The sequence below is a fragment of the Natrononativus sp. DTA114 genome (assembly GCF_059736515.1).
On the sequence record NZ_JCASSN010000002.1, the window covers coordinates 90,982 to 108,349 of the forward strand.

General features: G+C 66.7%; 19 protein-coding genes and 1 pseudogene. 9 read left to right on the forward strand and 11 right to left on the reverse strand.

Annotation, left to right across the window (positions count from 1 at the left end; genetic code table 11):
• Positions 1 to 34 precede the first annotated feature (34 nt).
• A complete protein-coding gene (locus AC6I6S_RS08395) occupies positions 35 to 1,606 on the forward strand; it encodes an HTTM domain-containing protein (protein WP_497949442.1) in 1,572 nt (523 codons plus the stop codon).
• A 42-nt stretch (positions 1,607 to 1,648) separates the two neighbouring features.
• Here AC6I6S_RS08395 and AC6I6S_RS08400 read toward each other — a convergent pair whose 3' ends face one another.
• On the reverse strand, positions 1,649 to 2,317 hold the full coding sequence (locus AC6I6S_RS08400) for an Sjogren's syndrome/scleroderma autoantigen 1 family protein (RefSeq protein WP_497949443.1): 669 nt from the start codon (positions 2,315 to 2,317) through the stop codon (positions 1,649 to 1,651).
• A 59-nt stretch (positions 2,318 to 2,376) separates the two neighbouring features.
• On the reverse strand, positions 2,377 to 2,823 hold the full coding sequence (locus tag AC6I6S_RS08405) for a TIGR00725 family protein (protein WP_497949445.1): 447 nt from the start codon (positions 2,821 to 2,823) through the stop codon (positions 2,377 to 2,379).
• A 147-nt stretch (positions 2,824 to 2,970) separates the two neighbouring features.
• Between AC6I6S_RS08405 and mdh the strand changes: the two genes are divergently transcribed.
• On the forward strand, positions 2,971 to 3,885 hold the full coding sequence (mdh, locus tag AC6I6S_RS08410; RefSeq protein ID WP_497949447.1) for a malate dehydrogenase: 915 nt from the start codon (positions 2,971 to 2,973) through the stop codon (positions 3,883 to 3,885).
• A gap of 134 nt (positions 3,886 to 4,019) precedes the next feature.
• Here the strand turns inward: mdh and AC6I6S_RS08415 are convergent, their stop codons facing one another.
• Both AC6I6S_RS08415 and AC6I6S_RS08420 read right to left on the reverse strand, forming a co-directional pair.
• A complete protein-coding gene (locus tag AC6I6S_RS08415; RefSeq protein WP_497949448.1) occupies positions 4,020 to 4,178 on the reverse strand; it encodes a hypothetical protein in 159 nt (52 codons plus the stop codon).
• An 87-nt stretch (positions 4,179 to 4,265) separates the two neighbouring features.
• Positions 4,266 to 4,511: a ferredoxin gene (locus AC6I6S_RS08420; RefSeq protein WP_497949449.1), complete on the reverse strand. Its 246-nt coding sequence runs from the start codon at positions 4,509 to 4,511 to the stop codon at positions 4,266 to 4,268.
• Positions 4,512 to 4,625: 114 nt separating this feature from the next.
• On the opposite strand from AC6I6S_RS08420, the gene AC6I6S_RS08425 reads away from it, so the two are divergent.
• Together AC6I6S_RS08425 and AC6I6S_RS08430 are read left to right on the forward strand one after the other, a co-directional pair.
• The gene (locus AC6I6S_RS08425) at positions 4,626 to 5,366 is read left to right on the forward strand and encodes a class I SAM-dependent methyltransferase (protein WP_497949451.1); all 741 of its coding nucleotides are present in this window, start codon (positions 4,626 to 4,628) and stop codon (positions 5,364 to 5,366) included.
• Positions 5,367 to 5,448: 82 nt separating this feature from the next.
• The gene (locus AC6I6S_RS08430; RefSeq protein ID WP_497949452.1) at positions 5,449 to 6,657 is read left to right on the forward strand and encodes an inorganic phosphate transporter; all 1,209 of its coding nucleotides are present in this window, start codon (positions 5,449 to 5,451) and stop codon (positions 6,655 to 6,657) included.
• Positions 6,658 to 6,668: 11 nt separating this feature from the next.
• Here the strand turns inward: AC6I6S_RS08430 and AC6I6S_RS08435 are convergent, their stop codons facing one another.
• Positions 6,669 to 7,094, reverse strand: a complete 426-nt coding sequence (locus AC6I6S_RS08435; protein ID WP_497949453.1) for a universal stress protein — start codon at positions 7,092 to 7,094, stop codon at positions 6,669 to 6,671.
• 128 nt (positions 7,095 to 7,222) lie between these two features.
• On the opposite strand from AC6I6S_RS08435, the gene AC6I6S_RS08440 reads away from it, so the two are divergent.
• The 3 genes from AC6I6S_RS08440 (at position 7,223) to AC6I6S_RS08450 (ending at position 11,700) form a co-directional block, all read left to right on the forward strand.
• Positions 7,223 to 9,631, forward strand: a complete 2,409-nt coding sequence (locus AC6I6S_RS08440; protein WP_497949454.1) for an ATP-dependent DNA helicase — start codon at positions 7,223 to 7,225, stop codon at positions 9,629 to 9,631.
• Positions 9,631 to 10,128, forward strand: coding sequence for a KEOPS complex subunit Cgi121 (cgi121, locus tag AC6I6S_RS08445; RefSeq protein ID WP_497949456.1), 498 nt, complete (start codon positions 9,631 to 9,633; stop codon positions 10,126 to 10,128). The genes AC6I6S_RS08440 and cgi121 overlap by 1 nt, the downstream gene beginning before the upstream one ends.
• 207 nt (positions 10,129 to 10,335) lie before the next feature.
• Complete coding sequence (locus AC6I6S_RS08450) at positions 10,336 to 11,700, forward strand: oxidoreductase (RefSeq protein WP_497949457.1); 1,365 nt, start codon at positions 10,336 to 10,338, stop codon at positions 11,698 to 11,700.
• 2 nt (positions 11,701 to 11,702) lie between these two features.
• Here the strand turns inward: AC6I6S_RS08450 and AC6I6S_RS08455 are convergent, their stop codons facing one another.
• Positions 11,703 to 12,449 (reverse strand): rhodanese-like domain-containing protein, encoded by a 747-nt coding sequence (locus tag AC6I6S_RS08455; protein ID WP_497949459.1) that lies wholly within the window; start codon positions 12,447 to 12,449, stop codon positions 11,703 to 11,705.
• A gap of 226 nt (positions 12,450 to 12,675) precedes the next feature.
• Positions 12,676 to 13,263 carry a homing endonuclease associated repeat-containing protein gene (locus AC6I6S_RS08460; protein ID WP_497949461.1) on the reverse strand — a complete coding sequence of 196 codons (588 nt, stop codon included), beginning with the start codon at positions 13,261 to 13,263 and terminating at the stop codon, positions 12,676 to 12,678.
• Positions 13,264 to 13,366: 103 nt separating this feature from the next.
• Between AC6I6S_RS08460 and AC6I6S_RS08465 the strand changes: the two genes are divergently transcribed.
• Positions 13,367 to 13,957, forward strand: coding sequence for an IMP cyclohydrolase (locus AC6I6S_RS08465; protein WP_497949463.1), 591 nt, complete (start codon positions 13,367 to 13,369; stop codon positions 13,955 to 13,957).
• A 120-nt stretch (positions 13,958 to 14,077) separates the two neighbouring features.
• The gene (locus AC6I6S_RS08470) at positions 14,078 to 14,737 is read left to right on the forward strand and encodes a metallophosphoesterase family protein (RefSeq protein WP_497949464.1); all 660 of its coding nucleotides are present in this window, start codon (positions 14,078 to 14,080) and stop codon (positions 14,735 to 14,737) included.
• Here AC6I6S_RS08470 and AC6I6S_RS08475 read toward each other — a convergent pair whose 3' ends face one another.
• The 4 genes and pseudogenes from AC6I6S_RS08475 to AC6I6S_RS08490 form a co-directional block, all read right to left on the reverse strand.
• Complete coding sequence (locus AC6I6S_RS08475; protein ID WP_497949466.1) at positions 14,738 to 14,929, reverse strand: helix-turn-helix transcriptional regulator; 192 nt, start codon at positions 14,927 to 14,929, stop codon at positions 14,738 to 14,740. It abuts the gene before it with no gap.
• A gap of 3 nt (positions 14,930 to 14,932) precedes the next feature.
• Positions 14,933 to 15,328, reverse strand: a complete 396-nt coding sequence (locus AC6I6S_RS08480) for a hypothetical protein (protein WP_497949467.1) — start codon at positions 15,326 to 15,328, stop codon at positions 14,933 to 14,935.
• Positions 15,329 to 15,562: 234 nt separating this feature from the next.
• Positions 15,563 to 15,802 (reverse strand): annotated as a pseudogene (locus AC6I6S_RS08485) (hypothetical protein); the annotation flags it as partial.
• Between the two features lie 84 nt (positions 15,803 to 15,886).
• Entirely contained in the window at positions 15,887 to 17,281 is a 1,395-nt protein-coding gene (locus tag AC6I6S_RS08490; protein ID WP_497949468.1) for a phosphoglucomutase/phosphomannomutase family protein, read from the reverse strand.
• Between the last annotated feature and the right edge of the window lie 87 nt (positions 17,282 to 17,368).

A 17,368-nucleotide genomic window follows, 5' to 3' on the forward strand; every position in this document is an offset into this window, starting at 1 on the left:
CACCTAATACAATCCTGCGTAGATTGATGGCAACGTGCGTTCTACGGCCTCGACGCTCGCGGCGCGGATCGGACGACACCTCAGACAGTCGATCGCGATAGACACACGGACGCTGGCGGTGTTTCGCGTCTTCGTCGGACTCCTCATCGTCGCCGATATTCTGTTACGCTCGCGAAACTTCTCGTACTTTTATACCGAAGAGGGTGTCGTCCCAAAGTGGCTGGCAGAGTCGATGACCTCGGAAAACGCCTTCTCGGTGTACTTCTTCACGACGGATTCGACCGTGATCGCCTTGCTGATGGTGATCCAGGTGCTCATCGCGATTCAGCTGATTCTCGGGTACAAGACGACGATCGCGACGATCCTGTCGTTCCTGTTCGTCATCTCGCTCGATCATCACAACCCGCTCGTGTTGAGCTACGCCGATATCCTGTTTCGGCTGCTGTTGTTCTGGGCGATCTTCCTGCCGCTCGGCGAGCGGTGGTCGATCGACGCCGTCCACTCCGAGCGGTCACCGCGGCCACAGATCGTCTCGATCGCCTCGGCGCTGATACTGGGACAGATGGTGTTCATGTACATCGTCAACGCCTACCACAAGTCACAGTCGACGCTGTGGACCAGCGGCGAGGCGACGCCACTGATCATGGGGCTCGACGAGATGACGTTTCTCCTCGGTGAGTTCATGCGGAACTTCCCCGTCCTGTTGCAGTACGGTGGGTTGACGTGGTACTACATGCTCTGGTTCTCGTGGCTGCTCATCCTGTTGCCGGGGCGTCCGCGGATGCTGTTCGCCGCGATGTTCGTCGGGTCCCACGCCTCCTTCGCGATGACGGTCCGCATCGGGGCGTTCGCGTACGTCGCGCTCGCGGGCGTCCTGTTGTTCTATCAGGCGCAGTTCTGGACCGATCTGCGGACGGTCGGGCGGTACCTCGGCGTCGACGAAGCCCGGCTTCGGTCGCGGCTGTCGAGACTCGAGCGAGCGGGGAGTTACTTCCCGACGTGGGGACAGTACCGGCGACGGCGACGACAAACCGGCGCCTACCTCCACAGCGTCGGAATCGGCGCGGTGGTCATCGCCCTCGTCATGTTTACCATGCTCTCGTTCGCGCCCGTCGGCGGCGTCGACGAGCGACAGACTGCGCCCCAGCAGGAGATCGAAGACACCGCCGACAGGATCAGCGTCGATCAGCCGTCCTGGGGCGTCTTCGCGCCGACGCCGCGGACGACCGACCGGTACTACGTCTTCGCCGCACAGACCGCAGACGGCGATCAGTACGACATCTACAACGAGCGGTTACTGACCTACGAGCGGCCGGGGAAGGAACTCCAGCAACAGTACGGCACCTATCGCGAGCGGTTCTACATGAACAGCGTTCGGCGGGCGGGATCGACCGGTGACACCTCGGTCGTCCTTGCGGAACACCTCTGTACCACCTGGGAGGAAGAACGCGGCGTCGAACTCACCCACATCAACATGTACGTGGTCAGTGAGGACATCACGTTCGAGACGATCGACACGCCCGAAGACCGCGACCAGCGGATCGATCTCATCCTCCGGCACGGCTGTGGCGACAACGAGCCGACCGATATCGACCCGCCCGACTGACGAACGCCACCGACCTGCGGTGGCGATTGCCACCGATCTGCACTATCGCTCGAGCGCCGACAGCGTCTCGGCGGCTTCGTGGGCGGCCTCGAGACACTCCCGCGCGTAGCGCGGGTCGTCGGTCGTCGCGGCCTCCCGGGCGAACCGCTCGAGCGCCCGCGTGAGCGAGGCGTGGGCGGTCTCGAGGTTGCCATCCGAGCCGGCACTACCGGCGCCGGATTCCGTCGAGCGCGCGGTTCTGGACTCCGTCGAACGAGCGGCCGTGGATTCGCGACGCGTCTCGGGGTCGCCCGCGGGGGGAGTCGCTGCGTTCGCTGGCGAACGGTCGGGCTGATCGGCGGTTCCACGTGGCTCCGGTGCAGACGCCGACGGGTCGGCATCCGCCGACTCGGTATCGTCCGCAGTACCGGCGCCAGCGGCCGACGGATCCGCTGGCTCCGCTCCGTCCCCAGCCTCATCCTGGGGCGTTTCCTCCGCCGCCTCGAGATTCGTCCCCTCGACGGCCTCCGGGCCGCCGTGGCAGGACGGACAGAAGGTCGTCCCGTTCTGGCGGAACAGCGGGTCCCCGCAGGTGTTGCAGTGGGTGTTCGTCATCGTCGCGCCCTTGAGCAGGAGGTCGCTCATGCGCTGGGTCGCCTCCCGGTCGGCCTGCTCGCGTTCGTACTTCTCGCGAAGTTTCTCGCGCTCGGCTTCCTTGTCGAAATCGCTCATACGTTCACAGAGGTGATCAGAGATGGAAAAAGCTACGACCCGCCGGCCGGCCGCGCGAACTACTCGAGAACTGCACGCTCGAGTGTGTCGACCGCCTCCGCGGGCGTCTCGACGACCTCGAGCCCCGGAACGTCGTGGCTCTCGAGGCCGACCACCGGCCGGTCGTACACCTGCGCGAACCCGATCTCGGAGAGGGTTCCCGGCCCGCCCGACAGCGCGATCACCGCGTCGCCGTTGAGCGGGACTAACGCGTTTCTGGCGTGGCCCATCCCCGTCGCGACGGCGGTGTCGACGTAGGCGTTGGCGTCGGCTCTCGAGGCTGTCGGGAGGATGCCAATCGTCTCGCCGCCTTCGGCCTTCGCCCCGCGACAGACCGCCTCCATGGTGCCGCCGAGGCCGCCACAGACGACCGCGTGGCCGCGGCGGCCGAGTTCCCGGCCGACCGCCTCGGCTCGCGCCGTTTCCTCCTCCGTGATCGTTCCGCCGCCGATGACGCTGACGCGCATGGTGAGTGGGCGACTCGAGGCGTCTTGATCGGTTCGGTCACCGAACCCGCTCGAGGTTCGACAGGTGACGAATTGGCGTTCGGCAATTCGGTCGAAGTTACGCGTTTCGACGGATTTAACGCCCGGGCAGGTGGAGAAGTACGTGGTATGACGAAAGTGAGCGTGGTCGGCGCGGCTGGAACGGTCGGAGCCGCGGCGGGCTACAACATCGCACTGCGGGGGATCGCGGACGAACTCGTCTTCGTGGACATCCCGGACAAGGAAGACGACACGATCGGACAGGCTGCCGACGTCAACCACGGCGTCGCCTACGACTCGAACACGGTGGTCCGCCAGGGCGACTACGAGGACACCGCCGGCTCCGACGTCGTCGTCATCACGGCCGGCATCCCGCGCCAGCCCGGCCAGACCCGCATCGACCTCGCGGGCGACAACGCGCCCATCATGGAGGACATCGGCTCCTCGATCGCCGAGCACAACGACGACTACGTGACGATCACGACCTCCAACCCGGTCGACCTCCTGAATCGCCACCTGTACGAAACCGGCGACCGCGCCCGCGAGAAAGTAATCGGCTTCGGCGGCCGACTCGACTCCGCCCGATTCCGGTACGTCATCTCCCAGCGCTACGACGTCCCCGTCGGCAACGTCGAGGCGACCATTCTCGGCGAACACGGCGACGCGCAGGTCCCCGTCTTCTCGAAGGTGCGAGTGAACGGCCAGGACCTCGAGTTCACCGATTCAGAGAAAGACGAAATTCTCGAGGAGCTCAAGACCTCGGCGATGAACGTCATCGAGAAGAAAGGCGCCACCGAGTGGGGGCCGGCGACCGGCGTCGCCCACATGACCGAGGCGGTGCTCCGAGATACGGGCGAGGTTCTTCCGGCGAGCGTCACACTCGAGGGCGAGTACAGCCACGAGAACACCGCCTTCGGCGTCCCCGTCCGGCTGGGTTCGGAGGGCGTCGAAGAGATCGTCGACTGGGAGCTCTCGGAGTACGAGCGCGACCAGCTCGGTGAGGCCGCCGAAAAGTTAGAAGAACAGTACGAGAAGATTTCGTAGTCGAACGCCCGCTGAAACGGTTTTCGTCTCGAGGAAGTCGCAGTCGCGGCTACTCTCGTATCCCGATCTCGAGAACACGCCACCTGCTCGTGGGTCACACACCAGTTCTGCACCGCAAGGATGTGCACGGATACTCAGTAGCCCAGCATCACGAACACGACAAAATACACGATCGCTCCGAAGGCCGCGGTAAAGCCCATCCAGGCGGCGATGACGATTGCCGCCTCCCGACCCGTCATCTCCTCGCCGTCGAGAAACTCCCCGAACTCGGCCAACGACTCTCGAAATCCCATACGCAACGTGTGCCGACGGCGACACTAACTCTCTCGGGACAACCGATCACGTTTCACACGGTGTGCGAACACCCATACTCTCTCGAGTCAGGGAATCAGCTGCTCGCCGTCGTCGTCGTAGATTCGGATCGCGTCGACGGGACAGGTCCGGGCGGCGAACTTCGCGTCGAGTTCGGCGTCCTCGGGCACCTCGCGGGAGAAAATGCCGTCTTCGACCTCTTCACTCCCCTCGAGCACGGCTTTCCCGGCCGCCTTGTCCTTGCTGAATGCCTCCCACTCGGCGACACACTGGTACATCCCGATGCAGGTATCCTCGTCGAACTCGACTCTCATAGGCGGAGGTTCGGCCCTTCCGCCTAAATCCTTGACGGAGCCGTGGTGTGACACGTGCTACACGGAACCATATTTCAACCATCTTTTATCATGCGGACGGCCGTCGATCCGACCATGACGGGCCAGCAGTCCAAGGCCGACCCGCTCGGACGGGCGATGCTCGACTACCAGCGCGGCGACCTCGGCTCGGCCGTCTACCGCGACGGCGAACACACGCGTGACGGCCACGTGGCCGACTACTACTTCGAACCGCCGTCGGAATGGGGCGACGGGACGCTCGCTCTCCTCGAGCGCCTCGCCGATCACGGCGGCCCGCTGCTCGACGTCGGCTGCGGGGCGGGCCAGCACGCGCTGTGGTTTCAGGATCGCGGACTCGAGGTAACGGGAATCGACGTCAGCCCGAACGCCGTGAAAGCGGCTCGAGAGCGAGGGCTCGAGGACGCCTGCGTGATGGACATGTTCGACCTCTCGTTCGAATCGAATCGGTTCCACAGTCTCTACGTCCTCGGCACCCAGATCGGACTCGCGCGGTCGCTCGCGGGTGTTCGAGAGCTGCTCTCGTCGTTCGCCCGCGTGACCGACGACGAGGGGATCGCGGTGGTCCACAACTACGATCCGGCTGCGGTCGATTCGGACATGTTCGGCTACCGGCCCGACCCCCGCGAGGGAATCGCCCACCGGTGTTTCCACGTCGAGTACGAGCCGTCGGAGGTGGGGACTCGAGAGGTAGGGCGACCCCTCCAGTTCCTGCTATTCGGTCCCGACCGACTGGCCGAAGCGGCGATCGAAACCCCGTGGAAGGTGGGTGACGTGGACGCCAGCGGGAGTACGTACGTGGCGGTCCTCGAGAAGTGACGGGGCGGGAGCTCGCGGCCGTTGGGCGGCGGCGATCCTGACGAACCCTTTTGCGACGTGGGCGCGTACGACGGAGGACAGAATGGTCGCCCCGTCGTTCGTGGTGCTGATCGGCGTCGCCGTACTCACCTGTCTGTCGATGGCCTGGGTCCTCGGTGCAAACAGCAACTCGCCACCCTTCGCCCCCGCGATCGGCGCCAACGCAATCTCGACGATGCAGGCGGCGTTCCTGATCGGCCTGCTCGCGGCCGCCGGAGCGATCATGCAGGGCGGGGCGATCTCGGAAACCGTCGGCGCGGATCTCATCCGTGGCGTCCGGATCGACGCGCTCGCGGCGACGGCGGGACTGCTCACTGCGGCGACGTTCATGGGAATCGGCGTCTACACCCGCTACCCGATCCCGGCGGCGTTCGCGACCACCGGCGCGATGGTCGGCGTCGGCCTCTCGCTGGGCGGCGACCCGGCGATCGCCACCTACCGGCGACTCGGCACCTTCTGGCTGCTTGTCCCGTTCATGTCCGGCGGCCTCGCCTTCGCGACCGCGACGCTGCTCCGGCGCGACGACGTCCCCGAAACCGTCGGCGTGCCGATCCTCGCCGGCGTCGTCGGCGCGATCCTGGCGAACGTCCGCCTCGGCGTGATCCCCGATCCCGACGCGGCCCAGGGGACGCTCGCTCGATTTCTCTCGAGTCAGCTTCCGAGCGGTCCCGCCCTCGTCGGCTCGGTCGACGTCGGGATGGTCGTCGTCACGCTCGCGGTCGCTGCCCTGGGGTTCGTCTGGGTTCGACGGCAGATGGTCGACTCCGTCGAGCGCGGGATCCGGAGTTTCCTGCTCGTCCTCGGCGGGATCGTCGCCTTCTCCTCCGGCGGGAGCCAGGTCGGTCTCGCGACCGGCCCCCTCGAGAACCTGTTCCGGGGAACCCTCGGCCTGCCGACGATCCTCCTGCTCGGAATCGGTGCCGTCGGCATCCTCGCGGGGGCGTGGATGGGAGCGCCGCGGCTGCTCCAGGCGACCTCGCGGGAGTACGCCCAGCTCGGCGTTCGCCGGTCGATCGCCGCGCTGGTTCCCGGCTTCGTCATCGCTCAGCTAGCCATCGCGCTTGGCATCCCGATATCGTTCAACAACATCATCCTCTCGGGGGTGATCGGCGGCGGCCTCGCCGCCGGCTCGGCGGGCGTCTCGCGGCGAAAGATCGGCGTCACGATCGTCTTCTGGCTGCTCACCCTCGTCTCCTCGATCGTCGTCGGGTTCGTGCTCTACCGGCTGTTCGCGACGGTTATCGGAGCCTAACGGGGGTGTGCTCACGAATCCACTATGTCGACGGGTACGGGCGTTCGGCTGCGAACCGTCGCCGCGACGCCGCGGCCGAGCAGCCGACGGACGAGCCCCGATGCTTCGGGCCCGGCCAGCACGACCCGATCGACCCCGTGTTTGCTCGCGTACCGCGGGACGACCGTTCCCGGCTTTCCCTCGAGCACCCTCGTCTCGATTTCTGCCGACGCCGCGCTGACCGACTCGAGGAGCGCCGTGGTCCGCGAGTCGGCCTGCCCCCTGCGTTCCTCGCCGCGGTCGAGGATGCCGCCCTCGCTCATCGGCTCGTCCAGCGGCGTAACGACCGAGAGCACGGTCACCTCGGCGTCGGGAAACCGCTCGAGTGCGTACTCGAGCGCCTCGCGGTCGCCCGGTTTGCCGAGCGTGGGTACGAGAACGTGGTTCGGACCAGCCATACGGATCGTACGAGAGTCAGCCGCAAGGGTCTGTCGCCGCGCTCGACGTACAGACCCTAGAAACCGGGACGGGGGTCTACGACCGGGGAGACGACAGTTTAAACCGCCGGACGACCCAATCACGGGTAATGAACGTCGAGGGGCTTTCGGGGCTCCCAGCCGGGGCCACTGCGCACTTTCGCGAGGAGGGGATCGAGGAGCTGTATCCGCCGCAGGCCGAGGCGGTGGAGTCGGGGATCCTCGAGGGCGAGAACCTCGTCGCCGCCGTTCCCACCGCGAGCGGAAAGACGATGATCGCCGCCCTCTCGATGCTGTCGGCGGTCGAACGCGGCGGGAAGGCACTGTATATCGTTCCCCTTCGAGCTCTTGCGAGCGAGAAGAAGGCCGAGTTCGACGCCTACGAGTCCTTCGGCGTCACGACCGGCATCGCGACCGGCAACTACGAGTCCACCAGCGAGTGGCTCGCCACGAAGGACATCATCGTCGCCACGAGCGAGAAGGTCGACTCGCTCGTGCGAAACGGCGCCGACTGGCTCTCGGATCTCACCTGCGTCGTCGCCGACGAGGTCCACCTGATCGACGACCGGGGCCGGGGACCGACCCTCGAGGTGACCCTCGCAAAACTTCGTAAACTCACACCCGGCCTGCAGGTCGTGGCCCTCTCCGCAACCGTCGGCAACGCCGGCGAAATCGCAGACTGGCTCGACGCCGAACTGCTGGACACCGACTGGCGGCCGATCGACCTCCAGATGGGCGTCCACTACGGCAACGCGCTCAACTTCGACGACGGGAGTACTAGAGAGGTGCCCGTCGAGGGCTCCGAAAATCAGGAGGCCGCGCTGGTTCGGGACATTCTCGAGGAGGGCGGCTCCTCGCTGGTGTTCGTCAACTCGAGGCGGAACGCCGAGGCCGCAGCACGGCGGTTGAGCGGCGTCTCGAGCGCCGAGCTAACCGACGAGGAACGCGAGGAGCTCGCCGCCCTCGCCGAGGAGATCCGGAAAGTGAGCGACACCGAGACGAGCGAGGATCTGGCGGCCTGCGTCGAGCGCGGCGGCGCGTTCCACCACGCCGGGCTGGCCGCCGAACACCGGAGTATCGTCGAGGATGCCTTCAGGGAGCGGCTGCTGAAGGTGATCTCGGCGACGCCAACCCTGGCCGCCGGCGTCAACACCCCCGCGCGGCGGGTCGTCGTCCGCGACTGGCGGCGTTTCGATTCGACCGCGGGCGGGATGGCCCCCCTGTCGGTGCTCGAGGTCCACCAGATGATGGGGCGGGCCGGCCGGCCGGGGCTCGACCCCTACGGCGAGGCCGTCCTGCTCGCGAAGAACCACGACGAGAGCCAGGAGCTCTTCGACCGGTACATCTGGGCTGACCCCGAGCCCGTCCGGTCGAAACTCGCCGCAGAACCCGCCCTGCGAACCCACGTGCTGGCGACCATCGCCTCGGGGTTCGCCCGCACTCGAGGGGGATTGCTCGAGTTCATGGCCGAAACGCTCTACGCGAGCCAGTCGGCCGAGGCGGGGCGGCTCGAGACGGTGACCGACGACGTGCTCACGTATCTCGAGGCGAACGACTTTATCGAGCGCGAGGCGCCACGCGCCTCGGCCGCTGCGAACGGGGAGGAACGACCCGTGGGCAGCGCGGACGACCCCGTCGAGGAAGCAGGCGGCTTCACATCCGCCGCCGATCTCGCCGAGCAGGCCGCCGCTCGAGACGCCGAAGAGCTCCGGGCGACCAGTCTCGGCCACACCGTCTCCCGGCTCTACCTCGATCCGATGAGCGCGGCGGAAATCGTCCACGGCCTCGAGAGTGCCGACGAACGCCCCACCGCGCTGGGGCTCTACCAGCTCCTCTCGCGGACCCCCGATATGTACGAGCTCTACCTCCGGTCGGGCGAGGACGAGAAATTCGGCGAACTCTACTACGAGCGCGAGGCCGAGCTGCTCGGCGACGCCCCCAGCGAGTTCGAGGACGAGCGCTTCGAGGACTGGCTGGCAGCGCTGAAGACCGGCACGCTGCTCGAGGACTGGGCCGACGAGCACGACGAGGAGCGGCTCACCGACCGCTACAAGATCGGTCCCGGCGACCTTCGCGGGAAAGTCGACACCGCCGAGTGGCTGCTGGGTGCGGCCGAATCGCTCGCCGCGGAGATCGACAGCGAGTGGACCGTCGCGGTGCGGGAAGCCCGCGCCCGCGTCGAACACGGAGTGCGCGAGGAGCTGCTCGAGCTGGTTTCGATTCGTGGCGTCGGCCGAAAACGCGCCCGTCAGCTGTACGCAGTGGGTCTCGAGACGCCCGCGGACCTCCGAGAGGCGGACAAGAGCGTCGTCCTGGCGGCCCTGCGGGGGGAGAAGACGGCCGAAAACATCCTCGAGAACGCCGGGAGAGAGGACCCCTCGATGGAGGGTGTCGAGCCGCGGGCGGATCTCGACGGTGCCGAAACCGACGTGGACGGCTCGAGTCCGTCCGGAGCCGAGACGGAGGCGAGCGACGACCAGGAGCCGGACGACAGCCAGGCCAGCCTGGGTGACTTCTGATGGAGCTGCTCGAGTGTCGCCTCGTCGTCGGTGACATCGACGCGTTCGTGAGCGCACTGGGCGAGATCGGCGACGAGTACGACGCGGCGATTCAGGCGTTCGACGCCCGCTACGTCGCCGGCGAGCGCCACCTCGAGCGCGCGGTCGAGTTAGCGGACCGGTCACTCGAGCGCGGCGAGAACGTCGCCCGCGACCGGGCCGTCGAGATCCTGCTGTACGCCGCCGGACGCCGACAGATCGACCGCGCCCTCGAGATGGGCGTGAGCGAGGGAGAAACCGATGCGGTGGTGCTGGTCGACGGCGGCGACGAGGCGGGTGCAGTTACGGACCTCGAGGCCCTCGAGGCGGTCGGCGAGCGCATCGATGCGCTCGAGGAGCCGGACGAGGAAATCCTGTGCGCCTTTTTCGGGATCACCGACGCCGAGCGCGCGGCAACCGACGCGAGCCTCGAGGAATTGGTCTGTGAACGGGTGGCGCTGCTCGAGGTGGAGAAGTGAGCTTCGAGAACACCGGCCAGCCCGACTGGGACTGGTGGGCGAACCACTTTCCGGAGCCGCGGACGCTGTTACGGGAGGTCGGCGTCGGGGACGGCACTCGAGTCGCTCGCTGACGTGGCGCCCTACGAGTACCACTACGTCCCCGTCTTCGAGTGAGCCGGTCCAGCCGACCGCGCGTTCTTTGTGTCGGCGGCCGAATCGTGACCCATGACTACCCTCGAGGACCCGCTCGAGATCGGCTCCGTGACGGTCCCGAACCGCCTCTATCGCGCACCGCTGCTCGAGTGCGCCGGCAACGGTCCCGACGCCGTCGACACGCTGATCGACGACCTCGAGCCGGCCGCCGAATCGGGCGTCGGACTGCTCTGTCAGGGCGCAACGATCGTTCGCGGCGATGGGGGGTGTGCCGCGCCAGGGATGACTCGCGTCGACGATCCGGAGTTCGTCTCGCAGCTCTCCCGGCTCACCGACCGGGTTCACGACCACGGGAGTCGGATCTTCGTCCAGCTCGAACACGGCGGCCTGCGCAGCATGGAGACCTGGCACGCCGAGTTTCGAGAGCGGAATCCGGGCCTCGAACAGCTCGCGGTCTCCGAGCCGCCCTGGCAGCTTCGCCTACTGGATCAGCTGGGATTTCTCGACTACGAACCGCGCGTGCTCACCACCGACGAGGTGTACGAACTGGCCGCCGATTTCGGCCGCTCGGCGGCGTACGCTGCCGACGCCGGCTACGACGGGATCCACCTCGCGGGGGCGAACATGGGCATCGTCCAGCAGTTCCTCTCGCCGTTTTACAACCGCCGCGAGGACGAGTTCGGCGGCTCCCCCGAAGCGCGACTGGACTTTCTCGAGGTCGTCTACCACGAAATTCGCGACCGGGCGGGCGAGATTCCGGTGATAACGAAGGTGCCCGCGGAGACGCCCGCCCCACCCGCGCCGGTCGTCCGCCGGAAGCTGTCGCTTCGCGATGGGGTCGAGATCGCGCGCAGACTCGAGAAGATCGGCTACGACGCCGTCGTTCCCGTCCAGACCTCGGTCACGTGGGACATGAGCATCGTCCGCGGGAAGTATCCGAAGCGGGCGTGGGCGAACGAGGCGTTGCGAGAGGAGTACGACGCGGCGTTCGGCGGTCCCGCCCGCCGGCGGCTGGTCACAGCGGCGAACTGGGTGCAGTCCCTGCAGTACAATACCGATCCCGCCTGGAACGAGGCGTTCTGTCGGCGGGTACGGGACGAGGTTTCGATCCCCGTGCTCGCGGAGGGCGGAATCCGCGAGCGCGGCGAGATGGATCGGCTTCTGGGGGGTGGGACCGAGCCCGCCGCCTGCGACATGGTCGGCATGGCCCGACCGTTCTACGCCGAACCCCGGCTGGGCGCGCGGCTGCTCGAGGCGGAGGAGGACGACCCGGTCCGCGAAACCGAGCGGGTGCTCTGTGAGAGCTGTAACAACTGTACGGTTCCCCAGGTAACGGGCGCGCCGGGTATCTGTCGAACCCCGACCGTGCTGCGAAAGCGGGGCGACCTCGAGCGGGCAGGGGCGTACGACACCATCGAGGGGGCCGGCAGCGACTGAACTCAGCCCGTGATCTGACCGCTGGTGAGTTCCGCGAGCGTCGCCTCGAGTTCGTAGTCGGGCGCCTCAACCGAGAGCAGCGAGTCCTCATCGAGCCCGCGGAAGTGCAGGGTCATCTCGTAGCTGCCGTCCTCGGCGATTCGGCCGATTTCGTGCTGGTCCGCCGCCGTATCCGAAACCCAGACGAACTCGCCAGCGTGAGCCGCACTCGAAACCCCCTCGAGGGCGTACGCCGGGAGATCCATCGAGGCGTTGATCCCGTCGGTCGGGTAGTTTCGCTCGCGCCACTCGATGAACCCCTCATCGAGGGCGTACACCTCCTCGAAGCCCTCGTCGATGAGAGCGCTCGCGCGCATCCCCGCAAGCGAGTGCGGACAGTCGCAGTAGGTGACGATGCGGTCGGATTTCGACCACTCCGCGACAGGGTCGTCTTCGACGCCGGTCGGCGCCGTGCTCAGCGCCGCGCCCGTGATGTGGCTGTCGTCGAACTGCTCTTCGCCTCGAGTGTCGACCATTCGCGCCTCCTGACGTTTGTACCAGTAGAGCACGTCGTCTATCGGCGCCAGCGGAACCTCGTTGTCGCCGAACGGTTCGGTTTCGTAGCCGCTGGTGTCGATCGATCGTTCCTCGGGCACGTCGTCGCTCTCTTCGGCGTAGCCGTCGCCGCTCTCGGGTTCGTCCGCGAGACAGCCGGCGAGACAGCCGAACGCAGCCGCCCCGGCCGCGGTGAGCACCGTCCGTCGATTCATTTGCCGTCCGTAGGGTCGCCCAAATGATATGCGTTCTGGTGAGCGATTGTGGCGTTCGAAACCCCTTCGTTTCGGGTGGAAACCGAGAGGTGTGGCTGGGAGGTGGCTCGAGTCGAACCGCGAGAAGTAGTCCCCACAGGATTCGAACCTGTGTCGAAGCCCCCAGAAGGCTTCAGGATTGGCCGCTACCCCAGGGGACTGCTGCATCGTTGGTTTGGAAACAGGCCTATTTATGATTGTCGGGTTCGGCCGACAGTGAACCGGGCGGAGCGTGATGTTCGAGTCGATGACAGTTCGCACAGAGAACGGTACATCGTTCGATTTCCTCCCGAATGCTCGTTCTCGAGTAGCCGTCGTTGATCATATCGGAGACGTCAACTTCTTTCTCTCCGGTGTGATGGAAATCGAGACACGGCGGCCGATCCTCCCCGCAGCGGGCGCATCGACACTCCCGGTCTTTGACCGAGTACAGCCATCGGCGGAGTTTCGATCGTCGTCGATTCTTTCGCTCGATACGTTCCTCACGGTTCTTGTAGTACCAGCGCTGCTGGCTCGTGAGGTCCTCCCACGTGACGTCCGGCGGGATCTCGACCCACTCCGGCTTCGGCTGGACGTCGATCCCGCCGGTCCGAGACCGATCGAACGTCTCCAGTCCAGCGGCCTCTTTCGCCTCGTTCCATCCACCCACGACGCGCATGATCGTTCCCGACGCCGGCGTCAGCCCCAGCTCCTCGTACTGCGCTTTCGTCGGCGACTCTCCCAGCCACTCGGCGGCCGCAAGCAGCGCCTCGAGACACGCCTCTTCCGTCGTCATGCCGCCGTTGGCCGCGCCATCCCGAATAAACATCCGGACCGTGGACGCAGCCACTCGAGTCGGAACCGACACTCCTTTTCCCGCAACCCGCACACCTGCGGGTATGTACGTCGGACGATTCCTCGTCGTCGGCCCCAGTATCGGCGCCTACCGCGTCTCCTCGAGATCCTTCCCGAACAGAAAAATCGTCGCCCGCGAGGGTGCGCTCACCGTCGGTCCCACGGCGGACGCCCCCGAGACGGACAACCCCTACGTCGCCTACAACTGCCTGCGGGTCGTCGAGACGCCGGATGGCGAGACGGTCGCCTTCGGCAACGGGTCGCACGTCGATCCGATCGCCGAAAAGCTCGAGTCCGGGTACCCCGCCCGGGACGCCCTCGCGCTGAGCCTGCTCGCACTGGACTACGAGAAGGACGACTACGACACCCCCCGGATCGCGGCGACCATCGACGAGAGCGGCGCGGCGCTGATCGGCACCGTCCGGCGGGACGCCCTGCGAGTCGAGCGCGTCGAGAAACCGACGCTGATCGCCACCTACGAGAAGGACGCCCCGAAGGCGTTCGAGTTCGCGGCTGAGAGCGCCGATGAGGCCGCAAAAGAGGCGTACGGCCTCGAGTTCGAACACGCCGTCTGCGCGGCCGGCGTCTCCCGGACCGAGGACAGCTTCGAGACGGCGATCGAGAACGGCGACTGATACGGTCTGCTGTAACTGCGTGACGATTCTCGGCATCCCGGAGCCGAAAGCCGTGAACGAGGTACAGCTGGCGGTACGGGAGCGCCAACCTACAAGCGGCTGGCAACCTCACCTCGAGGCATGCGCGTTGGGCTCGTCTCCGACATCCACGGCAACCGGGTCGCCCTCGAGGCCGTCCTCGAGGATATGCCGCCGATCGACGCGCTCGCCTGTGCGGGCGACGTGGTCGGCTACAACCCCTGGCCGGGCGACTGCATCGACGAACTCCGCGAGAGGGGGGTGCCGACGGTGCGGGGCAACCACGACGCCGCGGCGCTCGCGGAGACCGCGTTCGGGTTCAACGGGATGGCCCGCGCCGGGATCGAGTACACCCGCGAGCGGTTGACCGACGACCAGCGGGAGTGGCTGGCCTCGCTACCGCCCGAGGAGGTGCTGTTCGACGGGCGGCTGAAGCTGGTCCACGGCCACCCCGACGACCCGGACCGCTACACCTACCCGGAGGACTTCTCCCCGCGGCTGCTCGGCGAGGAGGACGTGCTCGTCCTCGGACACACCCACGTCCAGCACGTCGAGCGCTACGCGGAGGGAATCGTCGTCAACCCCGGTAGCGTGGGCCAGCCGCGGGATCGAGATCCGCGGGCGGCGTACGCGGTCGTCGATCTGGACGCGATGACCGCCGAGACGCATCGAGTGGCGTACGATATCGAGGCGGTGCAGGCGAAGATCGAGTCGGTCGGACTCCCCGATCGGCTCGGGACGCGGCTCTCGGCGGGCCAGTAACTACTCGCGGTAGAAGAGGTCCTCGACCGAGCAGTCGAAATACTCGGCGAGATCGAACGCGAGCTCGAGCGACGGATCGTAGCGGCCCGTCTCGAGTGAAGTAATCGTCTGGCGGGTGACGCCGACGGCTCTGGCGAGCTCCTCCTGAGTGAGGTCGTGTTTGGCCCGGTACACCTTGAGATCGTTTTTCATGTGTTACTCGAGGTAGCGGTAGTAGACGAAGTAGAGGGCGTAGAAGCCGAGTCCGCTGAAGATGTACAGCATGCTCGCACCTTCCTCCGGAAAGACACCGAACGTCGAATCGACGAGTATGATGGACATCAGCCACCAGAACGAGTTGATCCCGACCTTGCCGTACAGTTCGGCGGTTCGCTCGTCGTGGAGCGCCTTTCGCTCGCGGCTCGCGGCGATCAACCGGTAGCCGACAAAGCCGAGGATTCCCATCGGGACGAGCGCACCGAGGTAGCTGATCGGCGGGAGGTCGTAGTACTGAACCGTGCCGATGGAGACGGCAAGTGTCAGCACGGCCCCGACCAGCATGACGTAGCCGGCCCGTTTCTGCTGGAGGATGTTCGACGGGAGGTCGCTCATGCGATCATCCGCTGTTCGTTCGTCTCGCGGATTGCTCCGCGTTTGCTGTCCGGATGTGCGGACAGATTAGCAAGCATGCTTTGCATAATGGACAGTGTCCAATACACACAGATAACTCTTCCTTAATAGAAGGACTCGAGAACCGGCCCGACTCGGCCGGCGGGAGCGATCGCTCGAAGCTCGAGACTCGACAGCGGAAGGACGCCGAGAACTCGCTCGAGTCCGTTACGCCGTATCCGAATCGTAGACGAGTTCGAGCGAGAGTCGTGCGCCGCAGTCCATCGCGGTCTCGTCGACCTCGGTTTCGTCCTTCTGTTGGTCGAGGTAGCCGTTACAGCGGCCGTGTTCGACGACGTTCATCAGCGTCGCCGCCGAGCCGCACTCCGGGCAGTCGATGTAGTAGTTCCCCTCGTCGTTCTGGTGCCACGCGTCGGGTTCGAGTTCCATCCGCGCCGGGTCGCCATCGTCCGTCATGGTCTAACGGACGGCGCCGACGCTGGTAAGGACCCGCCCGGAGAGCGCAACCCGTCCGGCAGCGTTGTGAGCGAGCGACCGCGATCAGACGAACCGCTCGACCAGCGCCTCCCCGGCGTCGAGCAGTTCCTCGACGCGCCCCTGGTCGGTCGCCTCGGCGTACACCCGCATCTTCGGTTCGGTGCCGCTCGGCCGGACGAGCAGCCAGGAGCCGTCCTCGAGCAGCAGTTTGAACCCGTCGGCGGTGTTGACGTCCTCGACCGGCGTGTCGGCGACCGCCTCGGGAATCTCGGACTCGAGGTCGGCCAGCACGCGCGCCTTCTCGTGGTCGGGACAGGCGACGCTGCGCTTGTTCTGGGCGACGGTGCCGTGGGTCTCGAGCAGGCGGTCGACCCGATCATCGAGCGACTCCTCGACCTCCATCGCCGCGGCGAACAGCGCCAGGAGGACGCCGTCCTTCTCGCGGACGTGGCCGCGGACCGTGAAACCGCCCGACTCTTCGCCGCCGACCAGCGCGTCGTGGTCGGCCATCGCCTTCGCGATCCACTTGAAGCCGACGGGGACCTCGTGGACGGCCTCGCCGTGGGCGTCGGCGACCCGGTCCATCAGGTACGTCGTCGACACCGACCGCACGACGGAACCGCTCTCGGTCTCGAGCAGGTAGTCGTACAGCGCGGCGAAAAAGAGGTTCTCGTCGAGGTAGCCCCGCTCGGGCGTGACGACCGCGATCCGGTCGGCGTCGCCGTCGTTGGCGATCCCCAGGGTTGGGGCCGTTTCGGCATCGGTGACCGCCTCCACGAGCGTCTCGAGGTTTTCGGGGGCGGGTTCGGGTGCCGACCCGCCGAACTCGGGGTCGCGCTCGCAGCGCAGGCAGTCGACCGCGACGCCGATCTCCTCGAGCAGCGCGTCCGTCGTCCCCCGCCCGCTGCCGTGCATCGCGTCGTAGGCGACCGTAAGTCCCTCGAGATCGGTATCTGTGGCGTACGACTCGAGCAGATCCAGGCAGTGCTCGGCGTGTGGGGTGACGAAGTCGACCTCGCGAACCGTTCCGTGTTCGTTCTCGGGGAGCGCCTCGGGTTCGGCCAGACGGTCAGCGACGCCGTCCATCACCTCGGGCAGGGCGGGCGCGCCGTCCTCGGGGATGAACTTCACGCCGTTGTACTCCGGCGGGTTGTGCGAGGCCGTGACGACCATCGCGCCGGAGAGGCCGCGTTCGACGATCGCGTGGGCGTAGAGCGGCGTCGGCCGGTCCCGCGAGGAAAGCAGGACGTCGAAGCCGTTTGCACACAGCACGCGGCTGAGTTCTTCTGCGAAGCCGCGAGAGGTTTCGCGGGCGTCGTAGCCGACGGCGACCGGCGCCTCGAAGCCCTCGTCCCGGAGGTACGAGGCGACCGCCTGTCCGACGACGCGGACGCGGGGGGTCGTAAACTCCTCGAGTGTCGCCCGCCAGCCGTCGGTTCCGAACGAAATCGTCTCCATACCTCCCCCTCATTGCGGGGGGCGAAAAAAGCGACGCCCGCTGCGTGCGGTCGGGCGGTCGTCGGCCGGGTGAAACGTCCGTTTGAG

Excerpts from the sequence above, each read along its gene's own strand:
- cgi121 (WP_497949456.1), top strand. The coding sequence starts at position 9,631 with ATGGAGCTGCTCGAGTGTCGCCTCGTCGTCGGTGACATCGACGCGTTC.
- AC6I6S_RS08440 (WP_497949454.1), top strand. The coding sequence starts at position 7,223 with ATGAACGTCGAGGGGCTTTCGGGGCTCCCAGCCGGGGCCACTGCGCAC.
- AC6I6S_RS08480 (WP_497949467.1), bottom strand. The coding sequence starts at position 15,328 with ATGAGCGACCTCCCGTCGAACATCCTCCAGCAGAAACGGGCCGGCTAC.
- AC6I6S_RS08460 (WP_497949461.1), bottom strand. The coding sequence starts at position 13,263 with ATGACGACGGAAGAGGCGTGTCTCGAGGCGCTGCTTGCGGCCGCCGAG.
- AC6I6S_RS08455 (WP_497949459.1), bottom strand. The coding sequence starts at position 12,449 with ATGAATCGACGGACGGTGCTCACCGCGGCCGGGGCGGCTGCGTTCGGC.
- mdh (WP_497949447.1), top strand. The coding sequence starts at position 2,971 with ATGACGAAAGTGAGCGTGGTCGGCGCGGCTGGAACGGTCGGAGCCGCG.
- AC6I6S_RS08415 (WP_497949448.1), bottom strand. The coding sequence starts at position 4,178 with ATGGGATTTCGAGAGTCGTTGGCCGAGTTCGGGGAGTTTCTCGACGGC.
- AC6I6S_RS08420 (WP_497949449.1), bottom strand. The coding sequence starts at position 4,511 with ATGAGAGTCGAGTTCGACGAGGATACCTGCATCGGGATGTACCAGTGT.
- AC6I6S_RS08475 (WP_497949466.1), bottom strand. The coding sequence starts at position 14,929 with ATGAAAAACGATCTCAAGGTGTACCGGGCCAAACACGACCTCACTCAG.
- AC6I6S_RS08450 (WP_497949457.1), top strand. The coding sequence starts at position 10,336 with ATGACTACCCTCGAGGACCCGCTCGAGATCGGCTCCGTGACGGTCCCG.
- AC6I6S_RS08400 (WP_497949443.1), bottom strand. The coding sequence starts at position 2,317 with ATGAGCGATTTCGACAAGGAAGCCGAGCGCGAGAAACTTCGCGAGAAG.
- AC6I6S_RS08430 (WP_497949452.1), top strand. The coding sequence starts at position 5,449 with ATGGTCGCCCCGTCGTTCGTGGTGCTGATCGGCGTCGCCGTACTCACC.
- AC6I6S_RS08425 (WP_497949451.1), top strand. The coding sequence starts at position 4,626 with ATGACGGGCCAGCAGTCCAAGGCCGACCCGCTCGGACGGGCGATGCTC.
- AC6I6S_RS08490 (WP_497949468.1), bottom strand. The coding sequence starts at position 17,281 with ATGGAGACGATTTCGTTCGGAACCGACGGCTGGCGGGCGACACTCGAG.
- AC6I6S_RS08465 (WP_497949463.1), top strand. The coding sequence starts at position 13,367 with ATGTACGTCGGACGATTCCTCGTCGTCGGCCCCAGTATCGGCGCCTAC.
- AC6I6S_RS08470 (WP_497949464.1), top strand. The coding sequence starts at position 14,078 with ATGCGCGTTGGGCTCGTCTCCGACATCCACGGCAACCGGGTCGCCCTC.
- AC6I6S_RS08405 (WP_497949445.1), bottom strand. The coding sequence starts at position 2,823 with ATGCGCGTCAGCGTCATCGGCGGCGGAACGATCACGGAGGAGGAAACG.
- AC6I6S_RS08435 (WP_497949453.1), bottom strand. The coding sequence starts at position 7,094 with ATGGCTGGTCCGAACCACGTTCTCGTACCCACGCTCGGCAAACCGGGC.